Origin of the sequence: Pseudoalteromonas sp. MB41 (assembly GCF_020966275.1) — a bacterium.
GTDB classification, from domain to species: domain Bacteria; phylum Pseudomonadota; class Gammaproteobacteria; order Enterobacterales; family Alteromonadaceae; genus Pseudoalteromonas; species Pseudoalteromonas lipolytica.
Window position 1 is genome coordinate 1 of the sequence record NZ_JAJJZF010000006.1, and the last position, 22,212, is coordinate 22,212.

A 22,212-nucleotide genomic window follows, 5' to 3' on the forward strand; every position below is an offset into this window, starting at 1 on the left:
GAGGCCCGAAGGTCCCCCGCTTTGGTCCGAAGACATTATGCGGTATTAGCAGTCGTTTCCAACTGTTGTCCCCCACCATAAGGTACATTCCCAAGCATTACTCACCCGTCCGCCGCTCGTCAGCAGAGTAGCAAGCTACTCTCTGTTACCGCTCGACTTGCATGTGTTAGGCCTGCCGCCAGCGTTCAATCTGAGCCATGATCAAACTCTTCAATTAAAAGTTTTTTCTGTCCTTCCCATTAAGGGAGCGGACATGCTCAATGAATTCTGAATTTATTTAACATCTTTAGATGTTGAATTGACTGTGCTGAAATAAGTAAACTTATTTCCGTTGGTCACTCAGTTCAATTGAGACTCTAAATTTGTTTGTCTTACTACCTAAGTAGCTCGACTGTTAGAACTCAATCTGTACGAGTGCCCACACAGATGATTGCTTTATATTGTTAAAGAACGTTGCGATTAAAGCGTTTCACTTTAACTCGCTAGGGCTGCGTATATTACGCTTTCCTATTTTTTTGTCAACACTTAATTTTGAGAAAATTTAATTTTTCGAAACTAAGTTTTACTTAACACTCTGAGTTGCTCTTGCCTCGCTAAGCGTTGCTCCGCTGCGCGTCGCGCCTGCCGTCTCAGTGGGGTCGCATTATAGGGAGATCCGAATTCAGATCAACTGTTTTTTTACGTTTTTATTAAAAAAATGACTGTTCGTGCAAAATACGAACGAAACGGGTAAAAACAATACTAAAACCTCGTTAAGAAGTGTAATTTGAACAGAGATATGTAGAAACCGATAAAAGATAAACACACAGATTGAGGTTTTATAGCTGTCGCTGCAGATCTAAATAACCGACAAAGTACGCAAAATAACCCAAGCTTAAACACTGTTTAGAACATTAACACTTTATATTAGTAGCGCTCACGAGCTAAAGACACTAAAAGGGCTCATGATAGAAAGTGCCGAAGTAGCTTCCATCAGTTTTATTGTTCTCATGAATGCTAGCTGCTCCCAACACTATACACTTCATATTGTGTCGATTTATATTCTGCTTAATGGAATGTTATGTTCAGGCGAAAGGTACCTTAGTTCAACCACACTACTTGCAAACTCCTCGCACTATTTAATTGAGGGTATGTGTTTTTTGACCGAACGTACCAACACACTAGTTGGTTTAACACTCTTTGACTCAGCGAAATCATTCTATACTTGCATGTCTTCCCCCCAAACCAAATAAAACTGCATCATTAAGTTTGTAATAAAGGCTCAACTAAAATTCAAATCATGAAAATGTATATCATCAGCTCTCGCTGATACAGTATTCTGGTAATAGGCCATTCTTGCGTATGTTCGATTTAGTTACATGTTCGATGTAGTTACACGTTCTATATCGTTATAAGTATCGACAATTATAAGTTCATCAAAACTAATCTATTCACTACCATGAGCTTCTGCTATTTACTGATCGTTGTAATACGACTTAGCGAGCTCAACGCTCTATAAATAAGACCATTAAACAGACTAAACTTTAAAGCCGATGATTGTTCTAATGGTAAAGATTCATTACTCACCTTGATCTCATTTTTATACCATTGTGCTTAATTAAGTGGTCTATTTTGAGGCAATAAAACCGCGTTAATAACAAGGCAAAAATGTCGTTATTGAGGTGTTCTCGGCAATTGCTCTACCTCCTGCATCTATGCAGTCGTAAATCAGACATTTTTAACGCAGCTAGCGACTGGTTTAATAACTCAAAATGATTAAGTATTATTGCGGATTAATATAAGTACCAAGCAGAAATGTGGCTATTAATAATAAATGGTAAGCGTTATCGAATGTCTAAAAGAGCTAACTGTCGAAAAGAATCTGCTGGTGAAAAGAATAGACTGGACGAAACGTGCCTAAAAAAGAGGGCTGCTGTTTATAAGATACCTGACCACAATTTACTGAGAAATTAGATGGCAATAGATCGCATACCAAGAAAGTAAAAAGCCGAGCATAAGCTCGGCTTTTTGGTGTCTTTACGACTTACTCTGCAGACTGTGCGTCTTCTTGAACTTCTTCGTTTGTCGCTGGGCGACCAACTAGTTCAATATAAGCCATTGGTGCATTGTCACCAGCACGGAAGCCACACTTAAGAATACGAGTGTAACCACCTGGACGGTCTGTATTACGAGGACCGATTTCGCTGAACAATTTGCCAACTACTTCATTATCACGCGTGCGAGCAAACGCTAAACGGCGGTTTGCTACACTGTCAGTCTTAGCCAGTGTGATTAAAGGTTCAATTACACGGCGCAACTCTTTCGCTTTAGGCAAAGTTGTTTTGATGATTTCATGTTTCACCAAAGAACCAGCCATGTTGCTGAACATCGCTTTGCGATGGCTGCTGTTACGGTTTAATTGACGACCACTCTTACGATGGCGCATGACCCTATCCTTCTAACTAAACTAATATAGTGATTTAGATTATTCAGCTAGGCTTGCAGGCGGCCAATTTTCTAGGCGCATACCTAGAGATAGACCACGTGAAGCTAGCACGTCTTTAATTTCAGTTAGAGACTTCTTACCTAAGTTAGGTGTTTTAAGAAGCTCAACTTCAGTGCGCTGAACTAAATCACCGATATATTGAATTTGCTCGGCTTTCAAACAGTTTGCTGAACGTACTGTTAGTTCAAGATCATCAACTGGACGAAGTAGAATAGGATCGAATTCTGGCTTCTCTTCTTTCTCTTCTGGCTCAGTTACATCACGTAAATCTACGAATGCATCTAATTGCTCAGCTAAGATAGTAGACGCACGGCGGATCGCTTCTTCAGGATCTAAAGTGCCGTTCGTTTCCATATCAATGATTAACTTGTCTAAGTCTGTACGTTGCTCAACACGGGCTGATTCAACCGAGTACGCAATACGTTCAACTGGGCTGAATGATGCATCAAGCAGCAATCGACCAATTGGACGCTCATCGTCATCAGAGGATAAACGACTAGATGCCGGCACATAACCGCGACCGCGCTCAACACGAATACGCATGCTGATCTCGCTGCTATCTGTCGTTAGGTGACAGATAACGTGATCTGGGTTGGCGATAGTTACATCACCATCGTGCTGAATATCAGCCGCAGTCACAGGGCCTACACCAGATTTAGTCAGGGTCAGAAAAACTTCATCTTTGCCTTCTAAAGTTACTGCTAGACCTTTAAGGTTTAACAGAATTTCAATGATGTCTTCTTGTACGCCCTCTTTCGCGCTGTACTCATGCAATACACCGTCGATTTCTACTTCAGTTACTGCACATCCAGGCATAGATGATAACAGTATACGGCGTAAGGCATTACCCAGAGTATGACCGAAGCCACGCTCTAATGGTTCTAAAACTACTTTAGAACGCGTTGGGTTGATAGCGTCGATATCGACTAACCTTGGTTTTAGGAATTCGGTAACAGAACCCTGCATTTTATCCTCTCTTAACTCTTAACTTTACTTAGAGTAAAGTTCGACGATTAGTTGTTCGTTAATGTCCGCAGACAGATCTGAACGCTCAGGTAGGCGCTTGAAGCTACCTTCCATTTTCTTACCGTCAACTTCAACCCAAGTCGGCTTTTCACGTTGCTCAGCCAACTCTAGAGCAGCGATGATACGTGCTTGTGTTTTAGACTTCTCACGAATTACAACAGTATCTTCTGGTGTAATTACGTATGAAGGAATATTCACAACACGACCATTAACTAAGATCGCTTTGTGGCTAACTAACTGACGTGCTTCTGCACGTGTGCTAGCAAAACCCATGCGATATACAACATTGTCTAAACGTTGCTCTAAAAGCTGTAACAAGTTTTCACCTGTATTACCTTTAAGGCGAGCAGCTTCTTTGTAGTAGTTACGGAATTGCTTTTCTAATACACCGTAGATACGACGTACTTTTTGCTTTTCACGTAACTGTAAACCGTAATCAGATAAGCGACCTTTACGAGCGCCGTGCTGACCAGGTGCAGTCTCAAGTTTACACTTAGAGTCGATAGCTCTTACGCCGCTCTTAAGGAACAGGTCAGTACCTTCACGACGACTCAGCTTGAGCTTAGGGCCCAAATATCTTGCCATGTTATTTCTCCTAACCTATTGTTAAACGCGACGTTTCTTCGGTGGACGACAACCATTATGAGGGATTGGCGTCACGTCAGTGATGTTGGTGATACGGTAACCAGCAGCATTCAAAGCACGTACAGCAGATTCACGACCTGGACCTGGACCTTTAATGAACACTTCTAGATTTTTTAAACCGTATTCTTGAGCAGCAGTACCTGCACGCTCTGCAGCAACCTGAGCAGCAAATGGAGTAGATTTACGTGAACCACGGAAACCTGAACCACCGGCAGTAGCCCATGATAGTGCATTACCTTGACGGTCGGTAATTGTTACAATAGTGTTGTTGAAAGAAGCATGAACATGAGCCATACCATCAGCAACTTGCTTTTTAACCTTCTTACGACGAATTGGTGCTTTAGCCATAATCTACCCCACCTTATTTCTTGATAGGCTTGCGAGGACCCTTACGAGTACGCGCGTTAGTCTTAGTACGTTGACCACGTAGTGGTAACGAACGACGGTGACGTAGGCCACGGAAACAACCAAGGTCCATAAGGCGCTTGATATTTAATGTAACTTCACGACGAAGGTCACCTTCTACAGTGTACTTGCCAACTGCTTCACGCAATACGTCAAGTGTTTCGTCTGAAAGCTCACCGATTTTTGTGGTCTCGGCGATACCAGTCGCTGCTAAGATAGCCTTAGAGCGAGTCTTACCTATGCCATAAATAGCAGTTAAACCGATAACTGCATGTTTATGATCAGGGACGTTAATGCCAGCGATACGGGCCACTAACACATCTCCTATATTTGAATTTGGTTATCATCTGTTTGAAAAGCCCGTAAGGATACTCAAACGAAGACCAAATCACAACTAAAAACACAGGCCGAGTAAATAACTCAGCCTGCACGACTGTTTAATTAGCCTTGCCTTTGCTTATGCTTAGGCTCACTGCAAATTACGCGTACTACACCAGCACGTTTAATAACTTTACAGTTACGGCATATTTTCTTAACGGAAGCACGTACTTTCATTGCTCAACTCCGTAAACTGACCTTATCGGCCGTAGCCTTTAAGGTTTGCTTTTTTCAGCACAGAATCATACTGATGTGACATCAGATGCGTCTGTACTTGTGCCATAAAGTCCATGATTACAACAACGATAATCAAAATTGATGTACCGCCGAAATAGAATGGCGTTTGCCATGCCATAGTCATGAATTCGGGCACCAGACAGATAAAGGTTATATACAAAGCACCTGCCAATGTCAGGCGTGTCATCACTTTATCAATGTATTTAGATGTCTGCTCACCTGGACGAATACCTGGGATAAATGCGCCAGATTTTTTCAGGTTATCTGCTGTTTCACGCGGGTTAAATACCAACGCGGTGTAGAAAAAGCAGAAGAAGATAATAGCCGCAGCTAAAACCATCGCATATAACGGTTGACCTGGAGTCAATGTTGTAGCGATTGCTTGTAGCACATCAGCGACCGGACCTTCACCCTGGCCGAACCAGCTTGCAATTGTACCAGGGAACAGAATTATACTGCTAGCAAAGATTGGTGGAATAACACCCGCCATGTTTACTTTCAGCGGTAAGTGCGTGCTTTGAGCAGCAAATACCTGACGACCTTGTTGACGCTTAGCATAGTTAACGACGATACGACGTTGACCACGCTCGAAGAATACAACGAGGTAAGTAACAGCGAATACGATTACAGCAATCAATAACAGTACAAGTACATTCAGATCACCTTGGCGCGCCATTTCGGCTGTCGAACCAATAGCAGACGGCAGGTTTGCTACGATACCAACAAAAATCAGAACTGAAATACCGTTACCGATACCGCGTTCTGTAATTTGCTCGCCCAACCACATAAGGAACATAGTACCGGTAACTAAACTCACTACAGCAGTGAAGTAGAAACCAATACCAGGGTTAACAACTAACCCGTCCATCATACCCGGTAAGCTTGTGGCAATACCGATTGATTGGATAGTAGCAAGCACAAGCGTGCCATAGCGTGTATACTGGCTGATTTTCTTACGCCCTTGCTCGCCTTCTTTCTTAAGCTCTATAAACGGCGGATACATATGCGTTAATAGTTGCGTAATAATCGAAGCCGAGATATACGGCATAATACCCAGTGCCAACACTGAAGCGCGCTCAAGCGCACCACCGCTGAACATGTTAAACATTTCAACAATGGTGCCCTTTTGTTGCTCGAAGAAATCGGCAAGTACAGCGGCGTCAATCCCAGGGATCGGCACGAATGAACCTAGACGGTAAATAATGATAGCACCCAATACAAATAGTAATCGACGCTTCAATTCCGAAAGCCCACTTTGTGCACTTTTCATATCTTGACCTGGTTTAGCCATTAGTACTTCCTTAGTCTTCTACCTTGCCTCCGGCAGCTTCGATAGCTTCGCGAGCACCTTTGGTCACTTTAAGACCTTTAACGGTAACTGCGCGTGAAACTTCGCCAGATTTTACTACTTTAACGAACTGGATGTTCTTTTTAACTAGACCAGCTGCTTGTAACGCGTTTACGTCTACTACATCGCCTTCAACTTTAGCGATTTCAAAAAGGTTTACTTCAGTAGATACTAATGATTTACGTGAAGTGAAACCAAATTTAGGTAGACGACGTTGCATAGGCATTTGACCGCCTTCGAAACCAACGCGTACTTTACCGCCAGAACGTGATTTTTGGCCTTTATGACCACGGCCACCAGTCTTACCAAGACCAGAACCAATACCACGACCTAGACGTTTCTTTTCAGTTTTTGCACCAGCAGCAGGTGAAAGTGTATTCAAACGCATCGAATTAACCCTCAACCTTTACCATGTAAGAAACTTGGTTAATCATACCACGCACACATGCTGTGTCTTCTAACTCAACAGTGTGATTGATACGACGTAAACCAAGACCGCGTAATGTAGCTTTATGCTTCGGTAAACGACCGATAGAGCTCTTTACTTGTGTTACTTTAACAGTTTTATTAGCCATGGTTTACCCCGTGATTTCGTCTACGCTAAGACCACGTTTAGCAGCGATTGACTCTGGAGAGTTCATGTTCTCTAGAGCTGCAATCGTTGCACGAACGATATTGATCGGGTTAGTTGAACCGTATGCTTTTGACAATACGTTCTGTACACCAGTTACTTCTAGTACTGCACGCATCGCACCACCGGCGATGATACCTGTACCTTCTGAAGCAGGCTGCATGTATACTTTAGAACCCGCGTGGCGACCCTTGATTGGGTGCTGTAGCGTGTTACCGTTTAGGTCTACACTGATCATGTTACGACGTGCTTTTTCCATTGCTTTTTGAATAGCAGCTGGAACTTCACGTGCTTTACCATAACCGAAACCTACTTTACCTGCGCCGTCACCAACTACAGTTAGTGCAGTGAAGCTAAAGATACGACCACCTTTAACCACTTTAGACACACGGTTTACCGCGATTAGCTTTTCAGCCAAATCAGGCTGTTGTTGCTTTGCTTCTACGTTAGCCATTGTCTACTCCTAGAATTGCAAACCGGCTTCACGCGCTGCATCAGCAAGCGCCTTCACACGGCCGTGATATTTAAAGCCACTGCGATCAAAAGCAATCTTTTCGATGCCTTTGTCAGCTGCACGTTCAGCAACCGCTTTACCAACTGCTTGAGCAGCTGCTACGTTACCTGTGCCTTTAACTGTTTCGCTAATTGCTTTTTCAACAGTAGAAGCAGCAGCCAGTACAGTACCCTCAGCAGTAACTACTTGAGCGTAAATGTGACGTGGCGTGCGGTGGATAACAAGACGCGTTGTGCCTTGTTCAATGTAATTTCTACGAGTGCGCTTAGCACGACGTAGACGAGCTGTTTTTTTATCCATCGTCTTACCTTACTTCTTCTTAGCCTCTTTACGGCGTACATTCTCGTCCGCGTAACGAACACCTTTACCTTTATAAGGCTCAGGTTTACGGTATGCACGGATGTTAGCAGCTGTTTGACCAACTAACTGCTTGTCTACGCCCTTAACTAGAACTTCTGTTTGGCTTGGTGTTTCAATCGTAATACCTTCAGGTACTTCGAAATTCACTGGGTGTGAGAAACCAAGAGTTAAGTCTAAAACTTTGCCCTTAGCCGCTGCACGGTAACCAACACCTACTAACTGAAGCTTCTTCTCGTAACCTTCATGCGTACCAACAATCATATTGTTGATTAGAGCGCGAGCAGTACCTGCTTGAGCCCATGCATTGACTACGCCTTCACGAGGTAAAGTTGTAATAACGTTGTCGTTAACTTGTACTTCAACAGCATCGTTGATAGTGCGAGTTAATTCACCGTTTTTGCCTTTAACTGTGATGTCCTGGCCTTTTAATGTAACTTCTACACCGGCAGGAACATTGATTGGTGCCTTTGCTATGCGAGACATAGTTCCCCTCCGATTAAGCTACAAAGCCAATGATCTCACCACCAACGCCGGCACTACGTGCTGCGCGGTCTGTCATTAGGCCTTTAGAAGTTGATACGATAGCGATACCAAGACCACCCATTACCTTAGGTAATTCGTCACGTTTCTTATAGATACGTAGACCAGGGCGGCTAACACGCTGGATATTTTCAATAACAGCTTTGCCTTCGAAATATTTTAATTCGATTGCTAGCTCAGGCTTCGCTTCACCGCTTACAGCGTAATCTGCGATATAACCTTCATCTTTTAATACTTTAGCTACTGCTACTTTCAGTTTTGAAGTTGGCATCGTTACTGATACTTTCTTCGCTGACTGACCGTTACGGATACGTGTAAACAAATCCGCAATAGGATCTTGCAAGCTCATAGTCTTACTCCCGTGATACTATTACCAGCTAGCCTTTTTAAGGCCAGGAATTTCACCGCGCATAGCTGCTTCGCGAACTTTAATACGGCTCATGCCGAATTTGCGAAGGTAACCATGTGGGCGGCCCGTAACGTTACAACGATTACGTTGACGTGAAGAGCTAGAATCACGTGGTAAAGCTTGTAGCTTTAATACCGCGTCCCAACGATCATCGTCAGATGTTTTCACATCACTGATGATAGCTTTTAGTGCAGCACGCTTTTCAGCATACTGAGCAACTAATTTAGTGCGCTTTGCTTCGCGCGCTTTCATAGAATTCTTTGCCATAACCCTACCCTTATTTCTTAAATGGGAAGTTAAACGCTTCTAACAACGCACGGCCTTCCTCATCTGTTTTCGCAGAAGTAGTGATAGTGATATCCATACCGCGTACACGGTCTACTTTATCATAATCAATTTCTGGGAAGATGATTTGCTCACGTACGCCCATGCTGTAGTTACCACGTCCATCAAAAGACTTAGCACTTACACCACGGAAGTCACGGATACGTGGGATAGCGATTGAAACCAAACGCTCAAAAAAGTCCCACATACGCTCGCCACGTAGGGTTACTTTACAACCAATTGGGTAACCTTCACGCACTTTGAAGCCAGCAACAGATTTGCGTGCTTTAGTGATTAGAGGTTTCTGACCAGAGATTGCTTCTAGATCTGCAACAGCATTATCTAGGATCTTCTTGTCAGCTAGAGCTTCGCCCACACCCATGTTTAATGTGATCTTTTCGATCTGAGGGACTTGCATGACAGAGCTGAAACCAAACTTCTCTTGAAGTTCAGCCACTACTTTGTCTTTATATACTTCATGCAGTTTCGCCATCATTCTACTCCAACTATTAGATAGTTTTACCAGTAGATTTAAAGATACGTAATTTCTTACCATCTTCAATCTTGAAACCTACACGATCTGCTTTACCCGTTTCCGAGTTGTAGATCGCAACGTTTGATACGTCGATAGACGCTTCTTTCTCAACAATACCGCCAGCTTGGTTCAACTGAGGAACAGGCTTTTGGTGCTTCTTGATTAAGTTGATGCCTTCGACAAATACTCGACCAGACTCAGTAACAACTGAAAGCACTTTACCGCGCTTACCTTTGTCTTTACCGGCTAGTACGATTACTTCGTCATCACGACGGATTTTTGCTGCCATGATAGACTCCTTATAGTACTTCTGGTGCTAGTGAAACGATTTTCATGAACTTTTCAGTACGAAGTTCACGAGTCACAGGGCCGAAGATACGAGTACCAATTGGCTGTAAGTTATCATTTAAGATAACAGCCGCATTGCTATCGAAACGGATCAAAGAACCGTCCGGACGACGAACGCCTTTTTTAGTACGCACAACTACTGCGTTTTTAACATCACCTTTCTTCACTTTACCGCGAGGAATCGCTTCTTTTACAGAAACTTTGATGATATCGCCAACCGCTGCATAGCGACGGTGCGAACCGCCAAGGACTTTAATACACTGCACTTTGCGAGCGCCGCTGTTATCAGCAACGTCCAGCTGAGTTTGCATTTGGATCATGTTAATGACCTCCGGTGTAGATATTACAACACGTCTTAATTTTGTTTAAAATCAAGACATTTCGGTTAAATTCCACTCAAAAAACACACGAGTTGTCTCTTAAGGGCGGGCAATTGTATCAGCAATAGCAATGAAGTGGTAGGTTATTTTTTAATTAATTTATAATAAAGGGTCGCTATATCAAGGTGGGCTTACAACCGTTTACTGGTTTGTTATTGATTATAAAACAAACAGGGCGCCGATGCGCCCTGCTTTAAGGATTAAATTAAATTTTTATTAATTTCCAAATAAGCCTTTAAGCTTATCTTTTATTTTATCTTTCGCTTTTTCTTTCACTTCTTCTTTGGCCGCATCACTCACATCGAGGCTATAACCCACATCATGGAATGGGCCTTTAATACGCAGTGGAATTTTAAAGCCTGTGCTGTCATCTGTGGTACCTTGCCCTTCAATTGAATCAACGATGCCTGTCACGAGACGATAATCAACGTTGGTCATCGGTAAATCCACCTTACCAGCCCCCGAAATACGAATAAGCGGGCTTAATAATGACAAGTCACGGTTTTCACCCACCCCATTAGTGAAATTAAAGCTGCCTGTTAACGCTGAGAAATCTGTTTGCTCAGAGTTATCGAAGCCTGTATCGAGACCTTCTGATACGGCCCCCAAGTTACCTTTGATTAGCTCTTTTGCTTTACGGACCATTTCAGCAATGTTTGCGCCTTTAACTGCCCCATCTGCAAATTCAAATGCTAATTTACCATTCAACGCATTAATAAAGCTTTTCTGGCTTTGACCCGTTGTCGTTAAATTCCAGTTTAATGAACCTTTACCCATTAACTTATCAAAACCTGCTGCGTCAGTTAATAATGGCTGCGCATCGATTTTATCTAAAGCGAAGTTAGTTGAGATTGCATAAGGAGCTTGCTTTGCATTGAGTGTAATAACACCTTTACCATTGCCCTCATAAGCAACAAATTTGTCTAGGCTTACTTTCGCTACAGCATTTTTAAGGTTTACAGTGAATTGGTTCTCACCGAGTGTGATCTTCTTGGCTTTTAGACCACTTGAGCGAACAACTACACTCGCATCCAAGGCATTTAAACCACTTAAATCAATTTTAGTATCATCCCATACGATAGGCTGAGCGGGTGCATCTTCTGCAGGTAAAGGTTGTGCCTCTTTTGCAACGCCTTCTGGAAGGTACGGATTTAAGTCGAGCATGCCTAAATCAATATCCGCATTGACCGCTAAGCGATTACCAAGGTTAATGTCGCTTTTACCTTTGATTTGTAATTCATCTAATGTTGCCAAAAGCTCTGTTAGTTTGAATTTGTCACCTTGTAGATGCATGGCCCCTTTAACATTAAAGGCATTAAAAGCATTGTCTTTGGCATTTAAGTCCACACCTTGCCAATTAGCAATATTTTTAACCGAATCACCACTGATAGACAATTGACCTTGTACATCTTGACCCATTTCAGCAATCGCACCTTTAAAAGTCATATCTACCAAACGTGAATCAACCTCTGTACTGACATTAAAAGTCGCTCCTTCAATCACTTTCACGGGTGTATCAAGGGTTACATCAAGTTCAAAGCGCTCACCCATATAGGTAATCCCGCCTTTGAGCTCTAATGTTTTACGCAGTGATGGGAGTAAAATAGCTAGCTCTAAGTCACTGATCTGCTGTTTTGCGCCTGTTTTACCATCTAGATACGTGAAGGTTCCACCATAAATTGCCACTTCACCTAACTGAATATCAAAGTTATCAGGCAAATTTACAGCTCCTGAGCTCTTTTGTTGCTCAGTCTCTGGTTGTTCGGCTACGCCATCAAACAGCTGCCAGTTAGCTTTGCCATTTTTATCAGTTTCTAACAAAATTGTTGGCTCGTTGATAACGAACTTATCAAGTTTAAACTCACCACCGAAAAGCGACATCCAGGGAATATGAATGGCCAACTGTTGCATGCTTGCCATGTCTTTTTGTGAACCCGTTTGCATATTAGCAAAATGCACATCATTCAGTTCAAGCTTCAACGAAGGGAAAACCGACAGTTTTTTATCACCGTTAATGGTGAGGCTTCGACCCGTCGTTTGTTCAACTTGCTGCGAGACTTTGTTAAAGATTGCATCAGTTGGAATAAGAAACGGTGCGGCGATTACTAAGGCAATTAGTAATACGAATATGACACCAATAATCTTTAGTAAGGTTTTCATAATCATCCTTAAAAATGGGCAAACATTGTTCATATCATAGCGGGTGTTAAGCCGAAAATCATTGCTAAACAAATAAAAAGGCTATTCAGCAAGCTTAGGTAGACAAATATGAATCGTCGCTGAAATATTTTGAAACCTTTAGGTTACATTAAATAGTTGACTAGATGATACCCAAAGGTTACATTGATACCTAGAGGTTACAACTAAAATTAAAAGGAAGATTTATGTCAAAGCAAGATATCCAAACGGAAGAGAAATTTATGAGCCAAAATGCATGGTTTTCAATGTTTATGGGGATCACTCTACTCATTATCAGTGTTTACCCTGCGCTTAATCAAACATCGGCCCCCTTGTTGTTTTTAGGCAGTGCTGCTTTTCTGGGATCATTCTGTATGTTTGTGATAAGAGGTGGATTTACATGGAAAATGAAATATCGCCTTACTTATAAAGATGAGTTTTTAAATACGATTGACACCATTGCCTATAAACATGTTGTACTTGGTTTACTCTTTAGTATGGGTGCGGTGTATTTATTGTCTGATGAGTTAGCTTTAGATGTTTCTCATAGCATGATGGCTACCTTTTACCTGGCTGAAATGAGTTTAATATATGGCATCTCAATTCTTTGGCAAAGTAGAGACTAGGAGCAATAGTGCAAAATCATATTGCAAAATATCGCAAAGCCGCAGGGCTTTCGCAACAAGAGCTAGCCGATGCTATCGCTGTTTCACGTAAAACAATTAGTACGGTCGAAACGTCTCGCTTTACGCCTTCAGTGATCATTGCATTAAAGATAGCCCGGCAGTTTAATACAACTGTCGAGCAATTATTTTCACTAGACGAAGCAGATTAACGCCTTTAAATGCAATCTTGTGCAGATTTAACTTATCAAGATTGCATCCCCTGTATTCTTCGGTATGATGCACGCCCCTGTTGCTGTTAGCTTATTTAAGCTAAAATAAAGTGACTAAAAAATATATCAAACTGGAGAGTCTACAAGGCATGAAGAAACTGCTTATTTCACCGTCAAAAATGGCGCTTAGCGAGCAAGAAAGTCAAATTTATCAAAATATTCTCAAGCAATCTTCAGAGCTTAGCCTCAACCTAATGGCCGTGAAAGTAGACAACCACCCAGAAGACTTCTTAGGTTGGTGCTATGAGCTACTCAGTGCAAGCCGCGATCGTATTAACTATGATTTATTAGAAGATAAGCAGTTACCGACATTAAAAAAACTTCACGACTTACTGATCTCTGCCATTAGCTTCTTGCAATTGAAAACGCTGCGCGTTGCACCTTGGCCTGTTGTTACTGGCTTTATTGAGCAACATAAAGAGCTCATTGCGCTTGATGAGCAATTACGTTTAGCAAACTACATTGGCACAATTAAATCACAAACTTTAAAAGAAATGATTCCAGAAGACCGCTTGGCTTTTGCAGGCAAACACACGGCTTCTCTTGACCCAAGTAGCTATAACTTTGATGTTGAATGGTTTGCTTCAACCAAAAGCGCCAAAGGGTTCCATCAAATGTTGAGCGACCTGCCTGCGGCTTTTGACGAAGCCCTAGCGCACATTCCCCTAGAAGGCGATGTGACACAAGAACACTATCAACATTTTATGGTTGCTTACTTTATGGCCTTTACAGGCAGCGAAGAGAAACCAACGCTTGCGCCTGCAACACGCTTATTAGCAATGCGCCGCCCAGATGTATTTACGCCTATTACAAATAGTAAGCTTGATGCGCTTTGTGCTTCGTTGGGAGTTCCTAAATTAAACAACCGTGATTTTGAACGTTATTGGCAAGACGTGGTTACTGCAATTCATAGCATGCCTTGGTTTAAAATGGCTGCTGCAGCAAATGATCATGAACAATCACTTATTGAGATAAAAGCGTTACTACCGTGCTTCTTCTATTATGCCGATAACACCACGGCTGATAACTCTAACTACATTAAACTGCTTAGCAAACCGAAGAGCACGGGCAGTTCTGCAGGCAAAAAAACCGTGCGTCGCGGCAAAGAGTCTGCTGAGATTTTAGTAGACCGCGCGCTTGCAAGTGACGATATCCCCGAGCATATAAAAGCAAAACGAGACTCTATCATCAGCGAAGTTGAAAAAGGCCGTAGCGTTGAAGAAACAATCAGCCTAATGCGTGCCATTTTTGGCTAAGTCTCTATCAAACAAGAAAAACCTGGTTGCTTCGCGATTGTGCAACCGGGTTATTTTTTGCACCACAGGTGTGCGCATGAACAATTCAAATAAATCTAAACTTTAAAAAATAACACGCTTAAAAGGCTGTTTTTAAAGCAGTTAAACATAAAATATCCCTTTCAGAATTAACTTGGCACAACCAGTGCTACATCGTATCCAGACAACACATAAAAACTGTCCTCAAATAATAACCAGACTGCAATCTGAAATGGGGCAAATCAACATAACAACAGGATACGAGAAACATGCTAAAACTAAAAAAAACGGTCGTAGCAAGCGCCATTGCGCTATTAACTTTGAGCTCAACATATAGTTATGCAGAAGTAACAGCAAACGCTGCGGCTACTTCAAACTATTTATGGCGTGGTCAAGAGCAAACTGGGGGAGATGCTGCAATTCAGGGCGGTATTGATTACGCAAGTGAATCTGGCTTTTACGCAGGTACTTGGGTATCGAATGCCAGCTGGGCTGACGACATGACTTACGAGCTAGACCTTTATGCAGGTTTTGGCGGTGATATCAATGAAACATTTAGCTACGATGTTGGCTACATTTATTATGCTTACCCTGATGCAGCATCTTATACTGACGCTGACTTTTCAGAGATCTACGGTAGCATCAGCATGGGTAGTTTCACTTTTGGTGCTGCAATCCTTGCTACATCAGCAGCCAGCGGTGACGGTACAGATTTTGGAGATTCTTTATACTTAAATGCTGACTATAGCTTCCCAGTTGGCAGTACCGGTGCAGAAATGGCTCTTCATCTGGGTCATTACTCAGGCGATTTCATTGGTGATGATAATATCATTGACTACGGTGTTTCTGTGTCAAAAGACGGCTTTACATTTGGCGTGTCTGACACAGACATTGATGGCTCTGATGTAAAAGTGTATGTCGCTTACGCAGTTGACTTTACGCTTTAAAAAAGAATGTGTTACTTGCTGCAACACGAAGGGCCGAAAGGCCCTTTTCTCGTTAAAGCGCACTTTAAAATTATGGCACACTGTGGCCTGTAGAGCCTTGCCAAATACGATACCATTGCTCACGATTCATTGTGAATTCTTTCGCTGCAACGGCTGATTTAACCCGGGCAATGTTGCCTGTACCCAATACTACTGATGGCAAACTTGGGTGCATGAGTAACCAAGTATACACAACTTGATCGATAGAGCTGGCTCCAATTTCGTTGCCAACTTGCTCCAACACCGCACGCAAACGCACTGCTTTTTCATCGTCATTTGAAAATAAACGCCCGCCCGCTAGTGGGGACCAAAGCATAGGTTTGATATCAAGCAATTGGCATTGGTCTAAGCTGCCATCATCAAGCGCTTTCATCTCATAAGGCGAAAACTCTATTTGATTCGTGACTAAATCAAAGTCTAAACGGGACTGCAGTAAGCTGAGTTGTGACGGCGTGAAGTTTGAAACACCAAAGTCAATAACATCACCATTTGCTTTTAAAGTATTGAATGCTTCAGCTACTTCTTCTGCATTCATTAAATAATCAGGGCGATGGATCAATAACACATCTAATCGGTCGGTATTAAAGTGTTTAAGCGATTGCTGAGCGGATGCGATGATATGGGCTGCACTCGAGTCATAATGATTCGCTTTGCCTTGCAAGCCTAAACGGGGAAATGCGGGTTTAATTCCACATTTAGTGATTATTTTTATTTCATCACGAATACTCGGCTTTAATTGTAACGCTTTACCAAATTCAGCTTCGCAGCCGTATTCACCATAAATATCAGCATGGTCAGTGTGTGTAACCCCTACTTCAATGGCTTGCTCTAAAAAGCTTAAGCATTGCTGTGGTGATATTTGCCAATCTAGCAAGCGCCAAAATCCCAGTACTAATTCATCAATACAACGCACATTGTTATTCACTATATATACCTACTTAATCTTGATTATTACACCTATCTTACTCTTTAAAGAATAACACAATTTCCCTATTCACAACTGTTAACATATAGTTACAAATCAGACTTCTAATTAATAATAAATCAGAGTATTTTAGTACCTAAAAATAAATGTTACTTAACAAGGAATAATAATGAAATCGTCGAATGCAGTGACAGCACTAGTTGATATTTTTATCAGCCCAAGCAAAGCGTTTAATGGAGTGAAGGAGGCAAAAGGCTGGTCTTTTGTTGCTTTCATATTACTTGCAGGCATGCTCGCGGCAAGTATGCTCGCTTTTTATAACAAAGCAGATCCTCAGTTTTTAATCGATCAACAAGTCGCTGCAGCCAGTGTTGATGCCACAATTGCTGAGCAAAAAATGATCCGTCAAAGCATGGAGCAAACGCTTGATATGCAGGTATGGTTTGCGCTCTTTGGTGGTATTATTGGCTTAGCTGTTATTAATGCATTGATGGCGGGTTACTACCTATTTGTATCAAAGCAAGATCCAGAGGCTAACTATAGCTACGGTGCGTGGTATGGGTTTGGCGTGTGGACCATGATGCCAATGGTTATTTCAAGCTTGGGGATATTGATCCTCGTTTTAACTGCCAGCAACAACCAGCTTTCACCAACCCTCTTTAATTATGCCTCAATCAATCAATTGCTCATCGGCCTTGAGGTCGGTCATCCTTTTTATACCATGCTTGAAAGCCTAAACATTTTCTCTATCTGGGGCATTGTAATAGCGGCAGTCGGTTTAAAGTGTTGGACTAACTTCAACTTTAATAAAGCACTCCTGTTTGCTGCCCTACCCAGTATCGCGATCTACGGTATTTGGACAGTTATTGCAATCATCTAGCTATCAAATGAGCGGCATTGCCGCTCTTACTCCCACAAGGAAGTAACATGAAAAAAGCCATCATTATTGGCCTTGCTATCACGGCATTTGCAGCATTACTCATATCTAAGCAAATAACAAACAGCAAAAAAGTGCCTGAAATGCATGTAGCAAGCGTTGAACAAGGTAGTATTGCTGATTCAATTTTGGCCTCTGGTAATCTGGTATTTAACACCCAAGTACAGTTACGCTCAGAAGTCACTGGGCGGGTTGCGAAGGTATTTGTTGAAGAAGGTGAAAGTGTCACCGAAGGCGATATTTTAATGCGCCTTGATACCACTGCATTTGAATCTGAGGTGGCGCGAAACAAAGCGGTGTTGCGTGCAACCGAGATTGATATTAAACACAGCGAAACACGCCTGAAAAATATTGAGCGACAATTAAGTCGACAAAAAGAGCTCTATGAAGTCGGGCTTGCAGGCCAAGAAGTGTATGAAAACCTACAAAACGCGCGTGATTTAGCCGAAATTGATATTGAAGCGAAACGTGAAACCTATCATCAAGCACAAGCGTCGTTACTGATTGCCGAAGACCGTTTAAATAAAAGTGTGTTTCGCGCACCCATGAGTGGGCTACTCGCTTCGGTCAACATTAAAGAAGGTGAAACCGTGATAGCCGGTACGACAAACATTATTGGTTCAGACCTAATGCTAGTCGCCGACCCCAGTGCAATTTTAGCGGAGTTACGGGTTGATGAAACTGATATTGCTGGCATAAAGTTAAATCAACATGCCGACATTTATGCCGCAGCCTACCCTAATCAACCCTTTACAGGAAAAGTCATAAACATTGGCACTTCAGCAAAAAACCAACCAGGTTCGCAAGGGCTATCGTTTAAAGTCAAAGTGCTGCTTGATGCCACTGAGCGTCAACTTTATGCTGGTATGAGTTGCCGAGCTGAAATTGCCACAAGCATTACCGAAAATGGTTTAAAACTCCCCATTGAAGCAATTCAAAAAGAAGATGATACCTACTTTGTATGGAAGCTAAACGCCGATAACACCGTCACTAAATCGCCTGTTAAGGTGGGAATTTCATCAGATATAGAGCAAGCGATAACACAGGGTGTAACGGTGGGTGAGCGCATTGTGATTGGTCCTGCAAGACCGCTTAGTTCATTAAAAGATGGCGATACCGTGGCAATTAAAGACAGCCTTGTAAAAGGGGCATCCTGATGTCTGTGGTAATCAAACTGACTAATATTAATAAACAGTACAAAATGGGCGAGCAAGTTTTCAAAGCCCTGGATGACATCAATATCGAAATTGCACAAAATGAGTATGTTGCCATCATTGGCCCATCGGGTTCAGGTAAATCAACCTTAATGAATTTGCTTGGCTGTTTAGATACACCAACCAGTGGTGATTACTATTTAAAAGATAAGTTAGTTAAACAAATGAGTGAAACTGAGCTTGCTCATCAACGCAATGAAAGCGTGGGTTTCATATTTCAAAGTTTTAACTTATTACCCCGCGCTTCCGCACTGGAAAATGTTATGCAGCCGCTCGTTTATCGTTTTATCTCCGCGAAAGAACGCAAAAAAAAAGCGCTTGAATCATTACAGCGTGTTGGCCTTGGCGATAAAGTAAACCATTTATCTAGCCAGCTATCTGGCGGTCAACGACAACGTGTAGCCATTGCCCGCGCGCTCGTAACCAAGCCACACATTCTACTTGGTGATGAGCCAACCGGTAACTTAGATAGCAAAACGACCACCGAGATCATGGCCCTATTTGATGAATTACATAACGAAGGCCACACCATTATTTTAGTGACTCACGAGCAAGATATTGCCGACCATTGTCAACGCGTTATTCGACTCGTCGATGGGAAAGTGGTGAGCGACACTCGTAAAGGTGAAGGAGCAAGGCTGCATGTTTAGATCTGCTATTGCAATAATGGAAGGAAGTAAAGCGGCACTCATGGCAATTAAAGCCAATGCCATGCGCAGTGCCCTCACCTGTTTAGGGATCATCATCGGGGTCGCTGCGGTTGTCACTGTGGTGGCCGTTATGCAGGGTTTTACCAAACAAATTAATGACCAACTCGCTGATATGTCTCCAGATGTAACCAATATAAAGCCCTATACCAGTGTTGAAAAAGAAATGGTGGGACAGCAAGCCAAGCTAACTTATAGCGACTTCTTAACCTTAAAGGCGCGAATAAAAGAAGCTGAAACCTTCACTGCATTAATGTTTACATGGCGATTTTCTGGCGCTGCTGAGTATGGCAACAAAAGCCACTCGTCACGAGTGATGGGCACCGAACAAGATTATCAAAGAGCCTACCGTACCTACCCTGAATTAGGCCGATTTATTCGCGCAGAAGATGACGAAAAGCGCCGTCGCGTTGCTTTTATTGGTCCATCGATAATTGAAAAGCTTAACTTACCCGACAACCCCGTTGGCGAGTACATTAAACTGGGCGGTGAGTGGTTTCGCATTATTGGTGTTGCTGAAAAGCAAGGGAGCTTACTTGGCTTTGATCAAGACGATTATATTAATATTCCGATCAGCACCATGAGTGCCCTCGAAGGAGGTAGCGTTGATACGAATGTACAAATGATGTTCCGCTTAAAAGACGACGCTAACGAAGCACAAGTGTTGGCTAAAATTCGTCGAATTCTCAGACAGCTTCATAAATTAAAAGACGGTGATGAAGACGACTTTGAATTTGAGACCGCGGAAAAAGTCCGTGCTAATGTTGATAAATTTACAGGTAGCGCAACTGCCATTACCGCTGGAATTGTAGGTATAAGCCTAGTCGTCGGTGGAATTGGTGTGATGAATATCATGCTGGTTTCGGTAACGGAACGTACCCGCGTTATCGGCACCTTAAAAGCCTTAGGGGCAACACCTGGTTTTATCATGCTGCAATTTCTAGTTGAAGCTGTCGTGCTATCGCTGTTTGGCGGCTTAATTGGTTTAGCGATTGGTTATGGCGCTGCCGCACTGATTTCAATATTAGTGCCGAGCATGCCAGAAGCCTACATACCGGGTTGGGCGATTATGCTGTCGTTTGGCTTTACTTCATTGATTGGTATTGTGTTTGGTTTAGCGCCCGCTATTAAGGCTGCGCGTTTAAACCCAATTGATGCGCTGCGTTATGAGTAAAACATCGCAGTGTTTATATGTGATTGAGTACCAGAAAAGCATCTCTTTTTTAGCATGCTTACTTTGAACTAAACTTAAGTTGTCTTCAACTAAGGGTTAGGTCAGCAATTTAGGGGCATTATGGCATCGTATCTGCACTTATTGTTTTTGAGTTTATTATCTTGGCACAGTCTTTCAAGTGAGCCACTTTCTGATGAACAACAAGGGATCACAAAAACGGCGGCTAATTTAGCTGGCTGCCAGCAACAATTAGCACAAAGCCGTCTGCAAACTTATGCGGGACACTATATATTGCCATATCAATTTGAACTGCTCAGTTGGAATATTTATAAAGCCCAAATTGACGGCTTACTCAACGACTTAAACACACTCAATGAAAGTGCAGATATTGTCTTATTACAAGAAGCCATTAAAGACTCAACCCTTACCAATCTAAAGCCTTATTGGCGTTTTGCCAAAGGCTATAAAAGTGGTAACGTGCAATCTGGTGTCATGACCTTAAGCCGCTGGCCAGCTACAGTACACTGTACATTAACGCATGTAGAACCGTGGCTGCGCAGCCCAAAAGCGACCAATATCGTTGAATATGCCTTACCAAATCAACAGTTATTACTCAGTGTTAACCTACACGCTATAAACTTTACCTTTGGCATTAGCGACTTAAAACAACAACTCGATGATGCCGCAGACATTATGCGCCATCACACCGGCCCCATTATATTTGCTGGCGACCTCAACACCTGGAGTGATGAAAGACAACAACTCGTCACACAAACACTCAAAAACCTTGGTTTACATGAAGCCATCTATTTAGACGATAAACGCACCAAAGCATTTGGATTAGCACTTGACCAAGTGTGGGTACGTGGTGTCAAAATAGAAACAACGGTTGTGCCTGAGCTTGAAAGTTCAGATCACAATCCCATAATTGCAACCCTCACGATAGAGCAAGAAGCACGATGAAAGTAATGATCAAAGGATATTGGCTACTGAGCCTGATGTTACTATCTGTTAGTCAATTAAGTTATGCCAACACTGCAGAGCAAGAGATTAATCATTTAATAGACTTTGTGGCGCAGAGCGATGCTATTTTTATTCGCAACGGGACCGAACATTCAAGTAAAGATGCCGCCGAGCACTTGGCGATGAAATACAGTAAAGCAACTCGTTACGCTAAAACCGCCGAAAAGTTTATAGAGAATCTCGCCAGTAAAAGTTCATGGAGCGGTAAGCCCTATAAAGTCAGACTTAGCAATGGCACGTTACTTACATCAAAAGACTGGTTAAGTAATGAGTTAGAAGACTACCGCCGAAACCTGCATACACAACTATAATGTGATGACATCATTAACAGATA

Annotated in this window: 29 protein-coding genes and 1 rRNA gene; 10 read left to right on the top strand and 20 right to left on the bottom strand. The window is 42.4% G+C overall.

Annotated features, from left to right (window positions below):
• From LPA49_RS08315 to LPA49_RS08405, 19 genes are all read right to left on the bottom strand, one after another.
• A 16S ribosomal RNA gene (locus tag LPA49_RS08315) occupies nt 1–217 on the bottom strand; the annotation flags it as partial.
• 1,806 nt (nt 218–2,023) lie between these two features.
• A complete protein-coding gene (gene rplQ, locus LPA49_RS08320) occupies nt 2,024–2,425 on the bottom strand; it encodes a 50S ribosomal protein L17 (protein ID WP_004589197.1) in 402 nt (133 codons plus the stop codon).
• A 39-nt stretch (nt 2,426–2,464) separates the two neighbouring features.
• On the bottom strand, nt 2,465–3,451 hold the full coding sequence (gene rpoA / locus LPA49_RS08325; RefSeq protein WP_004589198.1) for a DNA-directed RNA polymerase subunit alpha: 987 nt from the start codon (nt 3,449–3,451) through the stop codon (nt 2,465–2,467).
• Between the two features lie 24 nt (nt 3,452–3,475).
• Nucleotides 3,476–4,096, bottom strand: coding sequence for a 30S ribosomal protein S4 (gene rpsD, locus LPA49_RS08330; RefSeq protein WP_036974007.1), 621 nt, complete (start codon nt 4,094–4,096; stop codon nt 3,476–3,478).
• 21 nt (nt 4,097–4,117) lie between these two features.
• Nucleotides 4,118–4,504 (bottom strand): 30S ribosomal protein S11, encoded by a 387-nt coding sequence (gene rpsK / locus LPA49_RS08335; RefSeq protein ID WP_036974009.1) that lies wholly within the window; start codon nt 4,502–4,504, stop codon nt 4,118–4,120.
• A gap of 13 nt (nt 4,505–4,517) precedes the next feature.
• A complete protein-coding gene (rpsM, locus tag LPA49_RS08340; RefSeq protein WP_036974011.1) occupies nt 4,518–4,874 on the bottom strand; it encodes a 30S ribosomal protein S13 in 357 nt (118 codons plus the stop codon).
• A gap of 128 nt (nt 4,875–5,002) precedes the next feature.
• The gene (gene rpmJ / locus LPA49_RS08345) at nt 5,003–5,116 is read right to left on the bottom strand and encodes a 50S ribosomal protein L36 (protein WP_002959476.1); all 114 of its coding nucleotides are present in this window, start codon (nt 5,114–5,116) and stop codon (nt 5,003–5,005) included.
• A gap of 22 nt (nt 5,117–5,138) precedes the next feature.
• Nucleotides 5,139–6,467: a preprotein translocase subunit SecY gene (gene secY / locus LPA49_RS08350; RefSeq protein ID WP_036974013.1), complete on the bottom strand. Its 1,329-nt coding sequence runs from the start codon at nt 6,465–6,467 to the stop codon at nt 5,139–5,141.
• 10 nt (nt 6,468–6,477) lie between these two features.
• Nucleotides 6,478–6,912, bottom strand: coding sequence for a 50S ribosomal protein L15 (rplO, locus tag LPA49_RS08355; protein ID WP_036974015.1), 435 nt, complete (start codon nt 6,910–6,912; stop codon nt 6,478–6,480).
• A gap of 4 nt (nt 6,913–6,916) precedes the next feature.
• The gene (gene rpmD / locus LPA49_RS08360) at nt 6,917–7,099 is read right to left on the bottom strand and encodes a 50S ribosomal protein L30 (protein WP_016710201.1); all 183 of its coding nucleotides are present in this window, start codon (nt 7,097–7,099) and stop codon (nt 6,917–6,919) included.
• Nucleotides 7,100–7,102: 3 nt separating this feature from the next.
• Nucleotides 7,103–7,609, bottom strand: a complete 507-nt coding sequence (gene rpsE, locus LPA49_RS08365; RefSeq protein ID WP_036974018.1) for a 30S ribosomal protein S5 — start codon at nt 7,607–7,609, stop codon at nt 7,103–7,105.
• 9 nt (nt 7,610–7,618) lie between these two features.
• The gene (gene rplR / locus LPA49_RS08370) at nt 7,619–7,969 is read right to left on the bottom strand and encodes a 50S ribosomal protein L18 (protein ID WP_036974021.1); all 351 of its coding nucleotides are present in this window, start codon (nt 7,967–7,969) and stop codon (nt 7,619–7,621) included.
• A 9-nt stretch (nt 7,970–7,978) separates the two neighbouring features.
• Nucleotides 7,979–8,512: a 50S ribosomal protein L6 gene (gene rplF, locus LPA49_RS08375; protein ID WP_036974024.1), complete on the bottom strand. Its 534-nt coding sequence runs from the start codon at nt 8,510–8,512 to the stop codon at nt 7,979–7,981.
• Nucleotides 8,513–8,525: 13 nt separating this feature from the next.
• Nucleotides 8,526–8,918, bottom strand: a complete 393-nt coding sequence (gene rpsH, locus LPA49_RS08380; protein WP_036974026.1) for a 30S ribosomal protein S8 — start codon at nt 8,916–8,918, stop codon at nt 8,526–8,528.
• Nucleotides 8,919–8,939: 21 nt separating this feature from the next.
• The gene (gene rpsN / locus LPA49_RS08385; RefSeq protein WP_036974028.1) at nt 8,940–9,245 is read right to left on the bottom strand and encodes a 30S ribosomal protein S14; all 306 of its coding nucleotides are present in this window, start codon (nt 9,243–9,245) and stop codon (nt 8,940–8,942) included.
• Between the two features lie 10 nt (nt 9,246–9,255).
• On the bottom strand, nt 9,256–9,795 hold the full coding sequence (rplE, locus tag LPA49_RS08390) for a 50S ribosomal protein L5 (RefSeq protein ID WP_036974030.1): 540 nt from the start codon (nt 9,793–9,795) through the stop codon (nt 9,256–9,258).
• 16 nt (nt 9,796–9,811) lie between these two features.
• Complete coding sequence (rplX, locus tag LPA49_RS08395; protein ID WP_036974032.1) at nt 9,812–10,126, bottom strand: 50S ribosomal protein L24; 315 nt, start codon at nt 10,124–10,126, stop codon at nt 9,812–9,814.
• A 10-nt stretch (nt 10,127–10,136) separates the two neighbouring features.
• Entirely contained in the window at nt 10,137–10,505 is a 369-nt protein-coding gene (gene rplN, locus LPA49_RS08400) for a 50S ribosomal protein L14 (RefSeq protein WP_010378257.1), read from the bottom strand.
• 276 nt (nt 10,506–10,781) lie between these two features.
• The gene (locus tag LPA49_RS08405; RefSeq protein ID WP_074989830.1) at nt 10,782–12,725 is read right to left on the bottom strand and encodes an AsmA family protein; all 1,944 of its coding nucleotides are present in this window, start codon (nt 12,723–12,725) and stop codon (nt 10,782–10,784) included.
• 224 nt (nt 12,726–12,949) lie between these two features.
• Between LPA49_RS08405 and LPA49_RS08410 the strand changes: the two genes are divergently transcribed.
• The 4 genes from LPA49_RS08410 to LPA49_RS08425 all read left to right on the top strand — a co-directional run bounded on the left by LPA49_RS08410 (nt 12,950) and on the right by LPA49_RS08425 (nt 15,859).
• A complete protein-coding gene (locus LPA49_RS08410) occupies nt 12,950–13,369 on the top strand; it encodes a hypothetical protein (RefSeq protein ID WP_199525368.1) in 420 nt (139 codons plus the stop codon).
• Between the two features lie 8 nt (nt 13,370–13,377).
• The gene (locus LPA49_RS08415) at nt 13,378–13,578 is read left to right on the top strand and encodes a helix-turn-helix transcriptional regulator (protein ID WP_036974038.1); all 201 of its coding nucleotides are present in this window, start codon (nt 13,378–13,380) and stop codon (nt 13,576–13,578) included.
• A gap of 149 nt (nt 13,579–13,727) precedes the next feature.
• A complete protein-coding gene (locus LPA49_RS08420) occupies nt 13,728–14,894 on the top strand; it encodes a hypothetical protein (RefSeq protein WP_199525367.1) in 1,167 nt (388 codons plus the stop codon).
• A gap of 287 nt (nt 14,895–15,181) precedes the next feature.
• Complete coding sequence (locus tag LPA49_RS08425; protein ID WP_036974042.1) at nt 15,182–15,859, top strand: TorF family putative porin; 678 nt, start codon at nt 15,182–15,184, stop codon at nt 15,857–15,859.
• Nucleotides 15,860–15,929: 70 nt separating this feature from the next.
• Here the strand turns inward: LPA49_RS08425 and LPA49_RS08430 are convergent, their stop codons facing one another.
• A complete protein-coding gene (locus LPA49_RS08430; RefSeq protein WP_230236365.1) occupies nt 15,930–16,823 on the bottom strand; it encodes an aldo/keto reductase in 894 nt (297 codons plus the stop codon).
• Between the two features lie 169 nt (nt 16,824–16,992).
• Between LPA49_RS08430 and LPA49_RS08435 the strand changes: the two genes are divergently transcribed.
• The 6 genes from LPA49_RS08435 (at nt 16,993) to LPA49_RS08460 (ending at nt 22,189) form a co-directional block, all read left to right on the top strand.
• Nucleotides 16,993–17,703, top strand: a complete 711-nt coding sequence (locus tag LPA49_RS08435) for a YIP1 family protein (RefSeq protein ID WP_230236367.1) — start codon at nt 16,993–16,995, stop codon at nt 17,701–17,703.
• 47 nt (nt 17,704–17,750) lie between these two features.
• A complete protein-coding gene (locus tag LPA49_RS08440) occupies nt 17,751–18,917 on the top strand; it encodes an efflux RND transporter periplasmic adaptor subunit (RefSeq protein WP_230236369.1) in 1,167 nt (388 codons plus the stop codon).
• Complete coding sequence (locus LPA49_RS08445; RefSeq protein WP_036974050.1) at nt 18,917–19,624, top strand: ABC transporter ATP-binding protein; 708 nt, start codon at nt 18,917–18,919, stop codon at nt 19,622–19,624. Before LPA49_RS08440 ends, LPA49_RS08445 begins: the two co-directional genes overlap by 1 nt.
• Nucleotides 19,617–20,855 (top strand): ABC transporter permease, encoded by a 1,239-nt coding sequence (locus LPA49_RS08450; RefSeq protein WP_036974052.1) that lies wholly within the window; start codon nt 19,617–19,619, stop codon nt 20,853–20,855. The genes LPA49_RS08445 and LPA49_RS08450 overlap by 8 nt, the downstream gene beginning before the upstream one ends.
• Before the next feature lie 120 nt (nt 20,856–20,975).
• On the top strand, nt 20,976–21,818 hold the full coding sequence (locus LPA49_RS08455) for an endonuclease/exonuclease/phosphatase family protein (RefSeq protein ID WP_230236372.1): 843 nt from the start codon (nt 20,976–20,978) through the stop codon (nt 21,816–21,818).
• Nucleotides 21,815–22,189: a DUF5329 domain-containing protein gene (locus LPA49_RS08460; protein WP_036974056.1), complete on the top strand. Its 375-nt coding sequence runs from the start codon at nt 21,815–21,817 to the stop codon at nt 22,187–22,189. The genes LPA49_RS08455 and LPA49_RS08460 overlap by 4 nt, the downstream gene beginning before the upstream one ends.
• The last annotated feature ends 23 nt before the right edge of the window (nt 22,190–22,212 follow it).

Excerpts from the sequence above, each read along its gene's own strand:
- LPA49_RS08405 (WP_074989830.1), bottom strand. The coding sequence starts at position 12,725 with ATGAAAACCTTACTAAAGATTATTGGTGTCATATTCGTATTACTAATT.
- LPA49_RS08425 (WP_036974042.1), top strand. The coding sequence starts at position 15,182 with ATGCTAAAACTAAAAAAAACGGTCGTAGCAAGCGCCATTGCGCTATTA.
- LPA49_RS08445 (WP_036974050.1), top strand. The coding sequence starts at position 18,917 with ATGTCTGTGGTAATCAAACTGACTAATATTAATAAACAGTACAAAATG.
- LPA49_RS08455 (WP_230236372.1), top strand. The coding sequence starts at position 20,976 with ATGGCATCGTATCTGCACTTATTGTTTTTGAGTTTATTATCTTGGCAC.
- rpsN (WP_036974028.1), bottom strand. The coding sequence starts at position 9,245 with ATGGCAAAGAATTCTATGAAAGCGCGCGAAGCAAAGCGCACTAAATTA.
- LPA49_RS08460 (WP_036974056.1), top strand. The coding sequence starts at position 21,815 with ATGAAAGTAATGATCAAAGGATATTGGCTACTGAGCCTGATGTTACTA.
- rplE (WP_036974030.1), bottom strand. The coding sequence starts at position 9,795 with ATGGCGAAACTGCATGAAGTATATAAAGACAAAGTAGTGGCTGAACTT.
- rpoA (WP_004589198.1), bottom strand. The coding sequence starts at position 3,451 with ATGCAGGGTTCTGTTACCGAATTCCTAAAACCAAGGTTAGTCGATATC.
- rplN (WP_010378257.1), bottom strand. The coding sequence starts at position 10,505 with ATGATCCAAATGCAAACTCAGCTGGACGTTGCTGATAACAGCGGCGCT.
- rpsD (WP_036974007.1), bottom strand. The coding sequence starts at position 4,096 with ATGGCAAGATATTTGGGCCCTAAGCTCAAGCTGAGTCGTCGTGAAGGT.
- rpsK (WP_036974009.1), bottom strand. The coding sequence starts at position 4,504 with ATGGCTAAAGCACCAATTCGTCGTAAGAAGGTTAAAAAGCAAGTTGCT.
- rplR (WP_036974021.1), bottom strand. The coding sequence starts at position 7,969 with ATGGATAAAAAAACAGCTCGTCTACGTCGTGCTAAGCGCACTCGTAGA.
- LPA49_RS08450 (WP_036974052.1), top strand. The coding sequence starts at position 19,617 with ATGTTTAGATCTGCTATTGCAATAATGGAAGGAAGTAAAGCGGCACTC.
- rpmD (WP_016710201.1), bottom strand. The coding sequence starts at position 7,099 with ATGGCTAATAAAACTGTTAAAGTAACACAAGTAAAGAGCTCTATCGGT.
- rplX (WP_036974032.1), bottom strand. The coding sequence starts at position 10,126 with ATGGCAGCAAAAATCCGTCGTGATGACGAAGTAATCGTACTAGCCGGT.
- rpsH (WP_036974026.1), bottom strand. The coding sequence starts at position 8,918 with ATGAGCTTGCAAGATCCTATTGCGGATTTGTTTACACGTATCCGTAAC.
- LPA49_RS08410 (WP_199525368.1), top strand. The coding sequence starts at position 12,950 with ATGTCAAAGCAAGATATCCAAACGGAAGAGAAATTTATGAGCCAAAAT.
- secY (WP_036974013.1), bottom strand. The coding sequence starts at position 6,467 with ATGGCTAAACCAGGTCAAGATATGAAAAGTGCACAAAGTGGGCTTTCG.
- LPA49_RS08435 (WP_230236367.1), top strand. The coding sequence starts at position 16,993 with ATGAAATCGTCGAATGCAGTGACAGCACTAGTTGATATTTTTATCAGC.
- rplF (WP_036974024.1), bottom strand. The coding sequence starts at position 8,512 with ATGTCTCGCATAGCAAAGGCACCAATCAATGTTCCTGCCGGTGTAGAA.
- rpmJ (WP_002959476.1), bottom strand. The coding sequence starts at position 5,116 with ATGAAAGTACGTGCTTCCGTTAAGAAAATATGCCGTAACTGTAAAGTT.
- rplO (WP_036974015.1), bottom strand. The coding sequence starts at position 6,912 with ATGCGTTTGAATACACTTTCACCTGCTGCTGGTGCAAAAACTGAAAAG.
- LPA49_RS08420 (WP_199525367.1), top strand. The coding sequence starts at position 13,728 with ATGAAGAAACTGCTTATTTCACCGTCAAAAATGGCGCTTAGCGAGCAA.
- rpsE (WP_036974018.1), bottom strand. The coding sequence starts at position 7,609 with ATGGCTAACGTAGAAGCAAAGCAACAACAGCCTGATTTGGCTGAAAAG.
- rplQ (WP_004589197.1), bottom strand. The coding sequence starts at position 2,425 with ATGCGCCATCGTAAGAGTGGTCGTCAATTAAACCGTAACAGCAGCCAT.
- LPA49_RS08440 (WP_230236369.1), top strand. The coding sequence starts at position 17,751 with ATGAAAAAAGCCATCATTATTGGCCTTGCTATCACGGCATTTGCAGCA.